Genomic DNA, 14,264 nt, shown 5'->3' with positions numbered 1-14,264 from the left:
TCCCCAAAGATCCAACAGGACGATGCAGCACATGACCACTCCCGATTCCCGCCCCGACCTGACGCTGGACCCCGGCCACGTCACCCTGGCCGACCTGCGCCGCATCTACCGGGGCGAAGTGCGCCTGGTGATGGCGGACGCGGCCTGGGCCGGCGTGCGCGCGGCGCAGGCCACCGTGCAGGACATCATCGACGCCGACGCCGTCGTCTACGGCATCAACACCGGCTTCGGCAAGCTGGCCCAGTCGCGCATTCCGCATGACAAGCTGGCCGAGCTGCAACGCAACCTCGTGCTCTCCCACAGCGTGGGCACCGGCCCGGACCTCGCGGGGGACACCGTGCGCCTGATCCTGGCGATGAAGGCCATCAGCCTCGCGCGCGGCCATTCGGGCGTGCGCCCGGCCGTGATCGAGGCGCTGCTGGCGCTGGCCAACCACGGCGTGACGCCGTGTATCCCGGCCAAGGGCTCGGTGGGCGCCAGCGGCGACCTCGCCCCGTTGGCCCATATGTCGTGCACGCTGATCGGCGTGGGCGATGTCTATATAGATAGCCGCCGCGTGCCGGCGGCGCAGGGGCTGGCCCACGCCGGGCTGGAGACCTTCGCGCTCGGCCCCAAGGAAGGGCTGGCGCTGCTGAACGGCACGCAGGTCTCCACCGCGCTGGCGCTGGCCGGCCTGTTCGCCGCCGAAGACGCCTTCGCGGCCGGATTGGTGGCCGGGGCGCTCTCGCTCGAAGCCATCAAGGGCTCGGTCAAGCCGTTCGATGCGCGCATTCACGCCGCGCGGGGCCAGGTCGGCCAGATCGAGGTGGCCGGCGCGGTGCGGGCGATGCTCGACGGCAGCGAGATCGTCGATTCCCACAAGGGCTGCGGTCGCGTGCAGGACCCGTACTCGATCCGCTGCCAGCCGCAGGTGATGGGCGCCTGCCTGGACAACCTGACTCATGCCGCGCGCATCCTGCGCATCGAGGCCAACGCGGCGTCCGACAACCCGCTGGTCTTCCCCGAACAGGGCGACGTGGTCTCGGGCGGCAACTTCCACGCCGAGCCGGTGGCCTTCGCCGCCGACATCCTCGCGCTGGCCATCGCCGAGATTGGCGCGATTTCCGAACGCCGGCTGGCGCTGCTGCTCGATACCGGGCTGTCCGGCCTGCCGCCGTTCCTGGTGCGCGATGGCGGCCTGCACTCCGGTTTCATGATCGCGCAGGTGACGGCGGCGGCACTCGCCTCCGAGAACAAGTCGCTCTCGCATCCGTCCAGCGTGGACAGCCTGCCCACCTCCGCCAACCAGGAAGACCATGTGTCGATGGCCACCTACGGCGCGCGCCGGCTCGGCGAGATGGCGGCCAATACAGCGGTGATCGTCGGCATCGAGGCGATGGCCGCCGCGCAGGGCATCGAATTCCACCGGCCGCTGAAGTCGTCGCCGCTGGTGGAGCAGGAACTGGCGCGCATCCGCGCCCGCGTGGACTTTGTCGAGGGCGACCGCTACCTCGCGCCCGACATCGAGGCCATGAAGCAATGGGTCGTGCAGGGCGATGCCGGGGCCGGCTGGCCCGAGGCCGTGCGCGCGATCCTGCCGACGAATGCCAGCTGATTTCAGCCTCTGACCCTCATCTGACAAATTCGAATCTCCCAACGGAGCCCCCCGACCATGAACGCTAACGAACACCAATTCCAGCGCGGCCAGCGCGAGATCCGCGCGCCGCACGGCAGCCAGTTGCATTGCAAGAACTGGCTGATCGAAGCTGCCTACCGGATGATCCAGAACAACCTCGACCCCGATGTGGCCGAGCGCCCGCAGGACCTGGTGGTCTACGGCGGCATCGGCAAGGCCGCGCGCAACTGGGAATGCTTCGACGCCATCCTGGACAGCCTGCGCCGCCTGGGCGAGGACGAATCGCTGCTGGTGCAGTCGGGCAAGCCGGTGGGCATTTTCCGCACGCACCCGGACGCGCCGCGCGTGCTGATCGCCAACTCCAACCTCGTGCCGCACTGGGCCAACTGGGACAAGTTCAACGAGCTGGACCGCGCCGGACTGATGATGTACGGCCAGATGACGGCCGGCTCGTGGATCTATATCGGCACGCAGGGCATCGTGCAGGGCACCTTCGAGACCTTTGTCGAGGCCGGCAACCAGCACTTCGGCGGCGACCTCGCCGGCAAATGGATCCTGACGGCCGGGCTGGGCGGCATGGGCGGCGCGCAGCCGCTGGCCGGGGTGCTGGCCGGAGCCTGCGTGCTGGCCATCGAGTGCGAGGAATCGCGCATCGACTTCCGGCTGCGCACGCGCTATGTGGACAAGAAGGCCACTACGCTGGACGAGGCGCTGGCCATGATCGCCGACGCCACCGCGAAGAAGGAGGCCATCTCGGTCGGCCTGCTCGGCAACGCCGCCGAGATCGTGCCGGAGCTGGCGCGTCGCGCCCAGGCCGGCGGCATGCGGCCGGACATCGTCACTGACCAGACCTCGGCCCATGACCTCGTCAACGGCTACCTGCCCGAGGGCTGGACCGTGGCGCAGTGGGAAGACCTGCGCCAGCGCGACCCGAAGGCGGTGGAAGCCGCCGCGCGCGCGTCCATCGTCAAGCATGTGAAGGCGATGCTGGCCTTCAAGGCGATGGGCGTGCCGACGCTGGACTACGGCAACAACATCCGCCAGGTAGCGTTCGACGAAGGCGTGAAGAACGCGTTCGATTTCCCGGGCTTCGTGCCGGCGTATATCCGCCCGCTGTTCTGCCGCGGCAAGGGGCCGTTCCGCTGGGTGGCGCTCTCGGGCGACCCGGAAGACATCTACAAGACCGACGCCAAGATGAAGGAGCTGTTCCCCGAGGACAAGCACCTGCACCGCTGGCTGGACATGGCGCGTGACCGCATTGCCTTCCAGGGCCTGCCGTCGCGGATCTGCTGGGTGGGGCTGGACGAGCGCCACCGCGCCGGGCTGGCGTTCAACGAGATGGTGAAGTCGGGCGAACTCAAGGCGCCCATCGTGATTGGGCGCGATCACCTCGACTGCGGCTCGGTGGCCTCGCCGAACCGGGAGACCGAGGCCATGCGCGACGGTTCCGATGCCGTGTCAGACTGGCCGCTGCTCAACGCACTGCTGAATACCGCCGGCGGCGCCACCTGGGTCAGCCTGCACCATGGCGGCGGCGTGGGCATGGGCTTCTCGCAGCATGCCGGGGTCGTCATCGTCTGCGATGGCACCGACGCTGCCGCGAAGCGCATCGAACGTGTACTCTGGAATGATCCGGCCACGGGCGTCATGCGCCATGCCGATGCCGGTTACGAGAGCGCCATCGCCTGCGCCCAGGAGAAGGGCCTGGACCTGCCGATGGTGAAGGGTTGAAGGGTTGAACGCTTGAAAGGTTGGAAGCGAGCATGAAGGAACTGGAGCCGGGTGTGGTGCGGTTTGCCCTCGACGCCATCGCCCCCACGCCGTGGAAGAACGGCGGCGGTACCACGCGCGAGATCGCCGTGTGGCCGCCGGGCGCGGGCATGGACGCCTTCGCGTGGCGCGTAAGCGTGGCGGACATCGTCGCCGACGGGCCGTTCTCGGCCTTCCCCGGCATTGACCGCCAGATCGCGCTGCTGGACGGCGCCGGCGTGCATCTGCAGGCCCACGACGACTCGTTCTGCCACCGGCTCACGGCCATCGGCGAGCCGTTCGGGTTTGCCGGCGACACGGCCGTGCACGCCACGCTGGTGGAGGGCCCGACGCGCGACTTCAACGTGATGTCCCGGCGCGGGGTGTGCCACGCCGACGTGACCCTGCAGCGCCAGCCGTTCGACGTGGAAACCGGCAACGACGCCGTGATGGTGTTCGTGATCCGGGGCGAATGGCGCGGTGCCGATGGCCTGACGCTACGGGATGGCGAGGGCCTGCTGGTGTCGGCAGGCGCTGCGCCGGGCCGGCTGGCGTTGGTACCGGCCGAAATCTCCGCGCTGTGCCTGCGCGTGTTGCTGCAAATGGAGCCTGCTCAATGACGATTTCCCACGCGCCGTCTGCCGATGGCGTCTGGCACCACTGCCACCTGCTGCCCGAGCCCGGGCAGGACACGGCGCTCCGCGATGGCGCTATCGTCGTGGCCGATGGCCGCATCGTCTGGATCGGCGCGCACGCGGCGCTGCCGGACAGTTATCTCCACCTGCCGCGCCACGACGCCGGGGGCGCCTGGATCACCCCCGGTCTGGTCGATTGCCATACCCATCTGGTCTATGGCGGCCAGCGCGCCGACGAGTTCGCGATGCGGCTGGCCGGCGCCAGCTACGAGGAGATTGCCCGGGCCGGTGGCGGCATCGTCTCCACGGTGCGCGCCACGCGCGAGGCCGACGAGGACACGCTGTTCGCCCAGGCCGCGGCGCGGCTGCAGCCGCTGCTGGCCGAAGGCGTGACCGCCATCGAAATCAAGTCCGGCTATGGACTCTCGCTGGACGCCGAGCGCAAGCAGTTGCGCGTGGCGCGCCGGCTCGGCACGGCCTTCGGCGTCACCGTCCACACCACCTTCCTGGGTGCGCACGCGCTGCCACCCGAGTACGTGGGCCGGGCGGACGACTATATCGATCTGGTCTGCGACACCATGCTGCCGGCGCTGGCCGGGGAAGGGCTGGTCGATGCCGTGGACGCATTCTGCGAGGGCATCGGCTTCTCGCCCGCGCAGACCACCCGCGTGTTCGAGGCCGCCACGCGGCACGGCCTGCCCGTCAAGCTCCATGCCGAGCAACTCAGCAACCTCGGCGGCGCGGCGCTGGCGGCGAGCTTCCACGCGCTGTCCGCCGACCATCTCGAACATCTGGACGAGGCCGGCGTACGCGCCATGGCCGCCGCCGGCACCGTGGCCGTGCTGCTGCCGGGCGCCTACTACTTCCTGCGCGACACCCACCTGCCGCCGCTGGCGCTGCTGCGCGAGCACGGCGTGCGGATTGCGCTGGCGACCGACCATAACCCGGGCACCTCGCCGACCACCTCGCTGCTGCTGATGATGAACATGGCCTGCACGCTGTTCCGCATGACCGTGCCCGAGGTGCTGGCCGGGGTGACCACCCACGCGGCGCACGCGCTGGGCGCGGCGGACCGGCATGGCACGCTCGCCGCCGGGCGAGCGGCGGACTTCGTGCTGTGGCAGGTGGCCACGCCGGCCGAGCTGGCCTACTGGTTCGGCCGCAATCCCTGCGCGGCAGTGGTGCGGCAGGGACGTATCTATCCGACTGGGGCTAGCGTGGGGGGCACGCCATGAGCGCGGGCCATCTCTTCGCACCGTCCGCCCTGCTGCCCGAAGGCTGGGCGCGCAACGTCCGCCTGGGCTGGGACGCGCAGGGCAGGCTGACCGAGGTCACGCCCGACGCCACCGCCGCCCCGGGGGACGAACACGCGGCGGGCCCGGTGCTGCCGGGCATGCCCAACCTCCACTCGCACGCATTCCAGCGCGGCTTTGCCGGGCTGACCGAGTACCGCAGCATCACGGCGGACGAAGACCCGGCCGGCGGCGACTCGTTCTGGAGCTGGCGCACGCTGATGTACCGCTTCGCGCTGCGGCTCTCGCCGGACGCGCTGGAGGCCATCGCCACCCAGCTCTATATAGAGATGCTGCGCGCCGGCTATACCAGCGTCTGCGAATTCCATTACGTCCATCATGATCCGGAGGGCCAGCCGTACGCCACGCCCGCCGAGATGTCGCTGCGGCTGCTGCGCGCGGCGCACCGGGCCGGCATCGGCATGACGCTGCTGCCGGTGCTGTACCAGACCGCCGGTTTCGGCGGCAAGCCGGCGCAGGCGGACCAGCGGCGCTTCCTGCACGACACCGATGCCATGCTGGCGCTGCTCGCCGACCTCGCCCCGGCCTGCGCCGAGCACGGCGCGCGGCTCGGGCTGGCGCCGCACTCGCTGCGCGCGGTGCCGCCGGAGAGCCTGGCGCGCGCCGTGGCCGGGCTGCATGCGATGGACGCCACCGCGCCGGTGCACATCCATATCGCCGAACAACAGAAGGAGGTCGATGACTGCCTCGCGTGGTGCGGCGTGCGGCCGGTGGAGTGGCTGCTCGATCACGCGCCCGTCGATGCGCGCTGGTGCCTGATCCACGCCACGCATATGGATTGGGACGAGCGCCGGCGGCTGGCCCACAGCGGCGCGGTGGCCGGCATCTGCCCGACCACCGAGGCCAACCTGGGCGATGGCGTGTTCGATGCCGCGCCCTACCTCGCCCAGCAGGGCGCGTGGGGCATCGGCTCGGACAGCCACGCGAGCGTGAGTGTGGCTGAAGAACTACGAACCTTCGAATACGGCCAGCGGCTGGGCCTGCAACGGCGCAATGTGCTGGCTTCGGCGCAGCATGCCCAGGTGGCGGACCGGCTCTGGCTCGAAGCCGTGGCCGGCGGCGCCCGCGCGGCGGCGCGTAACGTGGCCGGGCTGGCGGTGGGCCAGCAGGCCGATTTCCTCGTGCTGGACGGCGCCCACGCCACGCTGGCGGGGCTGGACGGCCCGCGCGCGCTGGCGACCCACGTGTTCGCCAGCCACGGGCATGAGACACTAGCGGAAGTCCGCACCGCCGGCATCCGCCGGGTGCAGCAGGGTTCGCATCCGCAACAAACGGAAGCGGCCCGGTTGTTCGCCGCCACGCGCGCCGGCCTGCTGGCCGACTGATCTCCTGAAGCAGCCCCCTACATCACGATGTCCTTCACCACCGATACCCCCGCTTTCACCCTGCATCGCGGCACGCGCCCGCTGCTGGTGTCGATGCCGCACGTCGGCACGTACCTGCCCGCGCCGCTGGCCGCCCGCCTCACGGCCGAGGCGCGCACCGTGCCCGATACCGACTGGCACATGGACCGGCTCTATGAATTCGCGCGCGAGCTGGGCGCCTCCGTGCTGATGGCCACCCATTCGCGCTACGTGGTGGACCTGAACCGCCCGCCGGACAACGCGAACCTGTACCCCGGCCAGGACACCACGGGCCTGTGCCCGGTCGACACCTTCGACAAGACGCCGGTCTACGCCGATGGATCGAAGGGCCCGGACGACGCCGAGATCGCCCAGCGCCGCGACGCGATCTGGCATCCGTACCACGCCGCCCTGCAGGAAGAACTGAAGCGCCTGAAGGCCGAGCACGGCACCATCGCGCTGTGGGACGCCCACTCGATCCGCTCGGTGCTGCCGCGCTTCTTCGACGGCAAGCTGACCGACTTCAACCTCGGTTCGGCGGATGGCGCGAGCTGCGACAAGGGCCTGGCGGACGATGTGCTGGCGATTGCCAGCGCGGTGCCGGCGCACACCGCCGTGCTCAATGGCCGCTTCAAGGGCGGCTACATCACGCGCCAGTACGGCAACCCGGCCAACGGCGTGCACGCGATCCAGCTCGAGCTGACGCAGTCGTCGTACATGGAAGAGGTCTACCCGTTCGCCTACGACCCGTCGAAGGCCGGCGCCATCCAGCCGGCCATCCGGCAGATGCTGGAGACGGTGCTGGGGTTTGTGGAAGCGCGCTGAGGGTTTGAGGCGCTGACCCTCTTCCGCTGTTGGGGGAAGGGCGCCTGACTCAGGCCGCTATTGCTCGGGGACAATTGCATTCCCATTGCAATTAGGAAGTGGCCCCGAGCGATTTCATTGATCGCGTCGCATTCAAGAGAATTGCTATAGACGTTGGTGATCGCATTGCGTCAGCCTTTTGGCTTTTGCCAGGAAGGGAGACGTAAGGTGAAGCAAAACGACGCGCCGAATGCAAGGCCATGCGGGCACATCCTGCATACGGATCCACCTCTCTACGTGCTCGTCACGTACTGCCCGCAGCGCGCTCAACCGGACTTCGTCCGGGCCTCCTGCGAGGCCATCGACGAGACCTATCATGGGCGTCCTGGCAATGCCCTGACGGTTTTTCTGTCGCCGTTCGATGCCTATCTGTCTGCGGCATACATCTCGCAACCCGGCGAGCCGTATCACGTCGTGCACGCCGCTCGTTTCGACCCGCGCGAACTGATCCACACCAACGGCGGCAAACTCCATATTTCCCTTCATTGCGGTTTCGGGGCTCACGACGGGCGACTCGTCAGACGGCGTGCGGGCAGTATCGTGACGCTCTCGGCGGAACAATCCTGGGACATTGATTCCCACAACGTCAGTGCCGTCGATATCAACCTCACGGATCATGACCTCAAGGGATATCAAAGCCTTCGAGACGCTGCAGGACTCTTCGCGCACGCGGAATCCCACGCGCCGTTCCTGAGCCTGCCTCACCCGGCAAGGGCGCGGGCCGTCGGGCGCGCCATTGCTTGCATGGAAGGCACCGTGGATCTGTCGCACAAGGCGAACCAGTGCGCGATTTATGATCCGGAAGCCGGCGCATGGCATTTCGTCCCCATCGGCGTGTTCTTCGACGCCCAGAATGAGGAGGCGTGCCCATCATGACATCGGCCGATACGCGTTACTTGATCGGGGAAGGTGACAAGACTGGAACAGGCGGTTATCAGTCCGCCAGCAGCACGTCGACCAATATGGGGAAGCGCATTGCGTTGGAAGGAGACTATGCGAGCTGCCCCGCCTGCAAGGCTGGCGGTCCCGTCTATAACGACTGCGACCCGCGATGGTACGAGAACGGAAAAGCCGTGCTCGTCGAGGGCGCCCGGGTCTTCTGTCAATGCAAGGAGAAGCCGCGTGTTTTTGCCTCGCAACGCACGATGTCCACTGAGGTGGTCAGCGGGAATACTGGTGCTACCGCGCCGACGGTCCTGTCTCCTTCGCAATGGGTAGATGCAAGCCGTCACAAAGCCAGCCATAGGGACACCGCGACGGCGCTGGCAGATCATCCCACGCTGATCTGCCCGAACATGACCAATGACGCCTTCGCCGCGCTCGCGATGGATCTATGCGCGATTCTCGTGGCTCGCACCGAGGCACGACTGGCGGAATTGCGCCGCTGGGATGCCGAAGCCAGACGCAATGTTCAAACGTGGTTTGGCGTTACGGATAGCCGGACACGCGAGACGCTGAGCAGTGGGTTGGGCCGGATGCTGGCCGTATTCAGGCGCTTGCGGCCGGCCAATTTCGTACGGTACTCGCCTTCGGCGCTTGAGTTTGTTGGCTGTGTTTCCAAGCCGGACGCAGAAAAGCGCGGCGTCGTTGCGGCTGTTTGCAAACCGGACGTCAAGACCCATACGATTGCCATAGCATTGAATTTCTGCGAGATGCCGGATGACCATGACTGCAAAGACTCTCAACTCCTCACCTTGGCACATGAGGTCTCACATTTCCACGACACCATGGATACGGAGGATCATCACTATTTCCTCTGGAATGCCATCGCGCTTGCGCGCGCCAGGCATCCCGCATGCATCACGAACGCAGACAACGTGGCGGGGTATGTTGTCGTACATGGCCCGATCCCTGATAGCTTTGGCGTTGGTATGCGGTAGCGCCATCGCAATGGCATGCAAGCCGGGCGAGCAGTTCAACGCGAGGTTTTCCACCGAGGCCGATCAGTTAGCCGGTGCGGAGGCTGGCAGGCTAGGTGCCTGGGTTGCGGAGCTGCAGCGCAGCTACCCAAAACGCGATCTGTTCATCCTGGTGAGCTATGTAAAGGAACGGGGAGCATCCGAGGCCATTGCGGAGCGGCGCGCCGACTGGATAAAGGATTTCCTTGTCAGCATGGGCGAGGAGCCGAAGACCATCGTCTACGGCGGGGCGACGGTGCGCCTGAATCCGACAGGGCGGGACTACAGCGGCGCCACCGATTCCTCTGTCGCCATCGAATTTGGGCCGGGGTGCCCGAATCGATGCTGCGGAGCGCTGCGCGAGTAATTGGGCGCCAGCGGCGCTTGAATGCCGACGGTTTTCTCCCCTCGCCCTTCGGGAGAGGGGCGGGGGAGAGGGCAGGCGGTTCAACCTGCCCCGCCGCTTACTTCTTCGTCACCTTCGCATCGGCCTTGTTGCCGGTCGCCTCGTTGTACCGTTCGACATATTCCTCGAACAGTTTCCGGATCGAGCGGCCGATCTTCACGTAGTCGGACTCGTTCAGGTTCGCCAGCGACACCCGGCCGGACGGATGCTGCGTGCCGAAGCCCCGGCCCGGCAGCAGGACCACGCCGGCTTCTTCGGCCAGGCGGAACAGCAGTTCCACCGGCTCGGCCGAGCCCAGCACCCACTTCACGAACTCCGGCCCGATGGCCTTGCCGCCCAGTTGCTCGATGTCGAGCAGGGTGTAGTAATCCACCGCATTCGGGTCGTCCGCGTTCTCCGGCGCGATGCCGATCTCGCGGAACAGGGCGGCCTTGCGGTTGCGGATCAGCCGCTTCATCGCCTGCTTGTAGGCGTCCGGCGTGTCCATCAGCGAGAACAGCGAGAACAGCACCATCTGCACCTGCTGCGGCGTGGAGAGTCCTGCCGTGTGGTTCAGGGCCACGGTACGGCTGTCCGCCACGATGCGGTCGATGAACTTGAGCTGGTCCGGCGTGGTGGTGATGGAGTTGTAGCGCTTGTGCAGTGCCTTGCGCTGCGCCTCCGGCAGCTTGGCCAGCTGCTCGTCGAAGATGTTCTCGCGGTGCGTGGCAATCACGCCCAGCCGCCAGCCTGTGGCGCCGAAATACTTCGAGAACGAGTACACCAGGATGGTGTTGCGCGGGCAGAGCGCGAACAGCGAGACGAAGTTATCGGCAAACGTGCCGTACACGTCATCGGTGAGGATGATCAGGTCCGGGCGGGATTCGACGATGGAGGCCAGGTACTCCAGGCTCTCGTCGCTCATCCGCACGGACGGCGGGTTGCTCGGGTTGACCAGGAAGAAGGCCTTGACCTTGGGGTCGCGCAGCTTGTCCAACTCCTGCTTGGAGTACTGCCAGCCCGCCTTCGGGTCGGCATCGACCATCAGCTCCACGAGCTGGTAGTCGTTCAGCTCGGGGATCTCGATATAGGGCGTGAAGATCGGCATGCCCAGCGCGATGGTGTCGCCGGCCTTGATCAGGTGGTTCTCGCGGAACGAGTTGAACAGGTAGGTCATGGCGGCCGTGCCGCCTTCCACCGCGAACAGGTCGAACTCGCCGATGAACGGATGGTCGCCGATCATCTCCTTGCGGATGTACTGGCCGACGACGACCTCGGACAGCTTCAGCATGCGGTCCGGCACCGGGTAGTTGCAGGCCAGGATGCCTTCGCACATCTCGTACAGGAAATCCCCGGCGTTCAGGCCGAGCTGGTCGCGCACGTAGGACACCGCGCCGGCCAGAAACTTCACGCCGGGCACGTTCTCGAATTCCCGGGCGAAGAGGTCGAAACGCTCCTCGATGCCATCCCGCCGCGGAAAGCCGCCCACGCCCTCGGGCATGTACGAGAACGACCGCTCCGACTCGCGCATCGCGAACAGCCCAAGCTGCCAGAAGCCATGGCGTGGCACGGTGGCCAGGAAGTTCGGATTGCCGCGCCCGGCGTTGAGCATCAGGCGGTTGGCGTCGCCGCTGGCCAGCTGGATCAGTTCGTCCTTGAGTTCGAACGGCGACAGGCTGGAGAGTTTTGCAAGATCCGGTTTGCTCATCAATCGCTCCTTCAGGAAATCAGACCAGTCCGACCACGAGCGGACCCAGCAGGGTCAGCAGCACGTTGGCCAGCGCGTAGGTGATGGCGAACGGCACGGTGGGCACCGGGCTTTCCGCCTTGTCGAGGATGCCGCCGAAGGCGGGGTTGGCGCTGCGCGAGCCAGACAGCGCGCCGGCCAGCAGCGCGGCGTTGTCGTAGCGCAGCACGTAGCGGCCGAACAGCATGGTCAGGAACAGCGGCAGCAGGGTGACCACGGCGCCGAGCAGGAAGATGGTCACGCCACTGTCGCGCAGCGTGTGCACGGCCTGCAGGCCCGAGTTGATGCCGACGATGGCCACGAAGGCGGCCAGGCCGAAGTCCTTCAGCAGCTGGCACGCGGCCGTCGGCATGGCGCCGTACATCGGATGCTTGGACCGCGCCCAGCCGAACACCAGGCCGGACAGCAGCGCGCCGCCGCCCGAGCCCAGCGTAAGCGGGATATCGCCGATGCGCACTACCAGCAGGCCGATCAGCAGGCCCACCAGCACGCCGGTGCCGAAGTAGACGAAATCGGTCTTCTCGCTCGGCACCAGCTCGTAGCCGGCGCGCTCGGCGGCGCGCCTGGTGTCCGCCGGGGTGCCGTAGAAGGTGATGATGTCGCCGTGCTGGAGCTTCAGGTCGGGCAGGATCGGCAGCGCGTGGTCGTAGCGCTCGATGCGTTCCAGGTACACGCCGTGCCGCATCTCGCGCTCCACGCCGGCCACGATCTCGCCCAGCGGCTTGTTGTTCATGCCGGTGGCCGTGAACACCGCGCGGCGGGTCTGCATGACCATGCCCATGCCTTCCGCATCGGCAATTTCCTCGCCGATCTGGAGCGCCGTGGGCACCATGGCGTCGCGACGGCCCACCAGCAGCACGACGTCGCCCTCGTTCAGCACCGTGTCCTGCTTGAACTCGAGCGCCTTGCCGCCGCGCTGGATTTTCTCCACCGTGACGAGGTCCTCGCCGCCCATCTCGATCTGGGCCACGGTCTTGCCCGCCGCCCCGCCCACGCGGAACAGCCGGCCCACCAGCCGGGGCAGCGCGCCGGCCTGGCCCGGCCCGAACTGCGGCAGGCCGCCGTGCATGGACGCCTCCACCTTCTTCGAGTCAGTCTTCAGGTCGCTGCCCATGAAGCGGGGCAGGATGTTCACGCAGACGATGATCGCGCCGAGCGAGCCGAACACATAGGTCACCGCGTAGCCGATGGCGACGTTGGCCTGCATGATCTTCACCTGGTCCGGCGGCAGGCCGAGCTTGGTGATGGCGTCCCCGGCCGTGCCGATGATGGCCGACTGGGTCATGCCGCCCGCCGCCAGCCCCGCCGCGATGCCCTTGTCGAGGTGGAAGATCTTGGCCAGCACCACCACCGTGACCAGCCCCGCCACGGCCATGAACACCGCCATGGCGATCTCGCGCAGCGAACTGCGGTTCAGCGAGTTGAAGAACTGCGGGCCGCTTTCATAGCCCACCGCGTAGATGAAGACCGCGAACATCACGGCCTTCACGCCGTTGTCGATCTCCACGCCCACCTGGCTGATGATCACGGCCGCCAGCAATGAGCCGGCCACGCCACCCAGCTGGAACTTGCCGAACGTGATCTTGCCGATGGCGTACCCGACCGCCAGCGACAGGAACAGCGCCGACTCGGGTGACTTCTGGAAGATGGTGTGCAACCAATCCATGGGACCTCCTGAAACGCGACACAGGGTCAAAGTTTTGACGGGGAACGGCAGGGGGTGTGTGACGCAGCGGGAGGCGAACTGGGAGGGCGGGTGAAATCCATGGCGCGGCGGGGGCTCCTCGTCGGACGCCTGCCGGGGGCGGCAGACGTGAAGGATTATCCGCGTGGCGTTATTCAGCCCGTACTGAATTGTTTTGGATGCGTATTAAACGCATTGGAGGAATGTGACGAATCGGACGCCGCGCCGGGGGTGGCGCCGGCGTCGCAAATCATTACTTGCCGCTGGCAAGCCGCTCCTGGATATGCTGGGCGCGCTGGGCCGAGCCCGGGTGCGAGCTGAGCATGCTGGACTGGCCGCCATCGAGCGTGGCCATCTTCTGGAACGCGGTGACCAGCGCCTGGCGGTTAGCGCCATTCCTGGTCAGCAGGTCGAACGAGTAGTCGTCGGCGGCGCTTTCCTGGCGCTGGGAGAACTGCGCGTTGACGAACTGCTCGCCGATGGCGGCCAGTTGCGACGAGGACAGCGCGGTCAGCGTGGCGTTGCCGGTGGCGCCGAGCAGCCCGCGCGCGGCGGCGGTGGTGTAGGCCACCTGCATGGCCGACTTGGTGTGGCCGAGCGCCACGTGGCCGACCTCGTGGCCGAGCACGCCGCGGACCTCGTCGTCGCTCATCATGTCCATCAGCCCGCTGTAGACGCGCACGCAGCCGTTGGCCATGGCCCAGGCGTTGACGTCCTTGGTCACGTAGACCTTGGCGTCCAGCGGCAGGCCGGTGTTCTGCAGGCCACTCATGACCGTGGCCAGCCGCTTGGTGTAGGGGCTGTCGGCCGGGGCGAGCGTGTTCTTCTTGTCCATCTCGGCGCAGGACTGGTCGGAGAGTTGCTTGACGCTCATGTCGGAGAGCGTGGCGGCGGTGAACAGGCTGCCGCCGGCCTGCGTCAGGCTGTTCATGTCGGCACCGGCGCAGCCGGCGAGCAGCAGCGCGCAGCCAAGGGCCGCGCTGGCCGATGCGGCGGGGGCGGTGAAGCGGTTCATAGTCTTCCCTGAGTCG

General features: G+C 67.4%; 12 protein-coding genes. 9 read left to right on the top strand and 3 right to left on the bottom strand.

The annotated features are described in order from the left end of the window. Nucleotides 1–31 precede the first annotated feature (31 nt). The 9 genes from hutH to BM115_RS24910 all read left to right on the top strand — a co-directional run bounded on the left by hutH (nt 32) and on the right by BM115_RS24910 (nt 9,784). Nucleotides 32–1,594: a histidine ammonia-lyase gene (gene hutH / locus BM115_RS24950; protein WP_092301056.1), complete on the top strand. Its 1,563-nt coding sequence runs from the start codon at nt 32–34 to the stop codon at nt 1,592–1,594. A gap of 57 nt (nt 1,595–1,651) precedes the next feature. Further along, nucleotides 1,652–3,346, top strand: a complete 1,695-nt coding sequence (gene hutU / locus BM115_RS24945; protein ID WP_092300903.1) for a urocanate hydratase — start codon at nt 1,652–1,654, stop codon at nt 3,344–3,346. 32 nt (nt 3,347–3,378) lie between these two features. Next, nucleotides 3,379–3,984, top strand: a complete 606-nt coding sequence (locus BM115_RS24940) for a HutD/Ves family protein (protein WP_177220009.1) — start codon at nt 3,379–3,381, stop codon at nt 3,982–3,984. Next, entirely contained in the window at nt 3,981–5,234 is a 1,254-nt protein-coding gene (gene hutI, locus BM115_RS24935; protein WP_092300900.1) for an imidazolonepropionase, read from the top strand. The genes BM115_RS24940 and hutI overlap by 4 nt, the downstream gene beginning before the upstream one ends. Continuing rightward, on the top strand, nt 5,231–6,637 hold the full coding sequence (locus tag BM115_RS24930; protein WP_092300897.1) for a formimidoylglutamate deiminase: 1,407 nt from the start codon (nt 5,231–5,233) through the stop codon (nt 6,635–6,637). The genes hutI and BM115_RS24930 overlap by 4 nt, the downstream gene beginning before the upstream one ends. A 27-nt stretch (nt 6,638–6,664) precedes the next feature. Continuing rightward, a complete protein-coding gene (hutG, locus tag BM115_RS24925) occupies nt 6,665–7,480 on the top strand; it encodes an N-formylglutamate deformylase (RefSeq protein ID WP_092300894.1) in 816 nt (271 codons plus the stop codon). Between the two features lie 207 nt (nt 7,481–7,687). Then, nucleotides 7,688–8,395: a hypothetical protein gene (locus tag BM115_RS27180; protein ID WP_143093938.1), complete on the top strand. Its 708-nt coding sequence runs from the start codon at nt 7,688–7,690 to the stop codon at nt 8,393–8,395. Continuing rightward, nucleotides 8,392–9,399, top strand: coding sequence for a M35 family metalloendopeptidase (locus BM115_RS24915; RefSeq protein WP_092300888.1), 1,008 nt, complete (start codon nt 8,392–8,394; stop codon nt 9,397–9,399). Before BM115_RS27180 ends, BM115_RS24915 begins: the two co-directional genes overlap by 4 nt. A gap of 10 nt (nt 9,400–9,409) precedes the next feature. Next, entirely contained in the window at nt 9,410–9,784 is a 375-nt protein-coding gene (locus BM115_RS24910; protein WP_092300885.1) for a hypothetical protein, read from the top strand. Between the two features lie 97 nt (nt 9,785–9,881). Here BM115_RS24910 and BM115_RS24905 read toward each other — a convergent pair whose 3' ends face one another. From BM115_RS24905 to BM115_RS24895, 3 genes are all read right to left on the bottom strand, one after another. Beyond that, nucleotides 9,882–11,510, bottom strand: coding sequence for a bifunctional aspartate transaminase/aspartate 4-decarboxylase (locus tag BM115_RS24905; RefSeq protein WP_092300882.1), 1,629 nt, complete (start codon nt 11,508–11,510; stop codon nt 9,882–9,884). A gap of 19 nt (nt 11,511–11,529) precedes the next feature. Then, a complete protein-coding gene (aspT, locus tag BM115_RS24900) occupies nt 11,530–13,215 on the bottom strand; it encodes an aspartate-alanine antiporter (protein ID WP_092300879.1) in 1,686 nt (561 codons plus the stop codon). Nucleotides 13,216–13,486: 271 nt separating this feature from the next. Continuing rightward, entirely contained in the window at nt 13,487–14,248 is a 762-nt protein-coding gene (locus BM115_RS24895) for a metalloprotease LoiP (protein ID WP_092300876.1), read from the bottom strand. Nucleotides 14,249–14,264 lie beyond the last annotated feature (16 nt).

The sequence above is a fragment of the Cupriavidus sp. OV096 genome, assembly GCF_900115455.1.
In the GTDB taxonomy this organism is placed as follows: domain Bacteria; phylum Pseudomonadota; class Gammaproteobacteria; order Burkholderiales; family Burkholderiaceae; genus Cupriavidus.
The sequence above is the reverse complement of the archived record's forward strand: the minus strand, read 5'-3'. Positions and strand labels throughout refer to the sequence as shown.

What these genes read in the sequence shown, in the direction of transcription:
- hutU (WP_092300903.1), top strand. Translation starts at nt 1,652, where the DNA reads ATGAACGCTAACGAACACCAATTCCAGCGCGGCCAGCGCGAGATCCGC.
- BM115_RS24895 (WP_092300876.1), bottom strand. Translation starts at nt 14,248, where the DNA reads ATGAACCGCTTCACCGCCCCCGCCGCATCGGCCAGCGCGGCCCTTGGC.
- BM115_RS24940 (WP_177220009.1), top strand. Translation starts at nt 3,379, where the DNA reads ATGAAGGAACTGGAGCCGGGTGTGGTGCGGTTTGCCCTCGACGCCATC.
- BM115_RS24930 (WP_092300897.1), top strand. Translation starts at nt 5,231, where the DNA reads ATGAGCGCGGGCCATCTCTTCGCACCGTCCGCCCTGCTGCCCGAAGGC.
- hutG (WP_092300894.1), top strand. Translation starts at nt 6,665, where the DNA reads ATGTCCTTCACCACCGATACCCCCGCTTTCACCCTGCATCGCGGCACG.
- BM115_RS24915 (WP_092300888.1), top strand. Translation starts at nt 8,392, where the DNA reads ATGACATCGGCCGATACGCGTTACTTGATCGGGGAAGGTGACAAGACT.
- BM115_RS24905 (WP_092300882.1), bottom strand. Translation starts at nt 11,510, where the DNA reads ATGAGCAAACCGGATCTTGCAAAACTCTCCAGCCTGTCGCCGTTCGAA.
- hutH (WP_092301056.1), top strand. Translation starts at nt 32, where the DNA reads ATGACCACTCCCGATTCCCGCCCCGACCTGACGCTGGACCCCGGCCAC.
- hutI (WP_092300900.1), top strand. Translation starts at nt 3,981, where the DNA reads ATGACGATTTCCCACGCGCCGTCTGCCGATGGCGTCTGGCACCACTGC.
- BM115_RS24910 (WP_092300885.1), top strand. Translation starts at nt 9,410, where the DNA reads ATGGCATGCAAGCCGGGCGAGCAGTTCAACGCGAGGTTTTCCACCGAG.
- aspT (WP_092300879.1), bottom strand. Translation starts at nt 13,215, where the DNA reads ATGGATTGGTTGCACACCATCTTCCAGAAGTCACCCGAGTCGGCGCTG.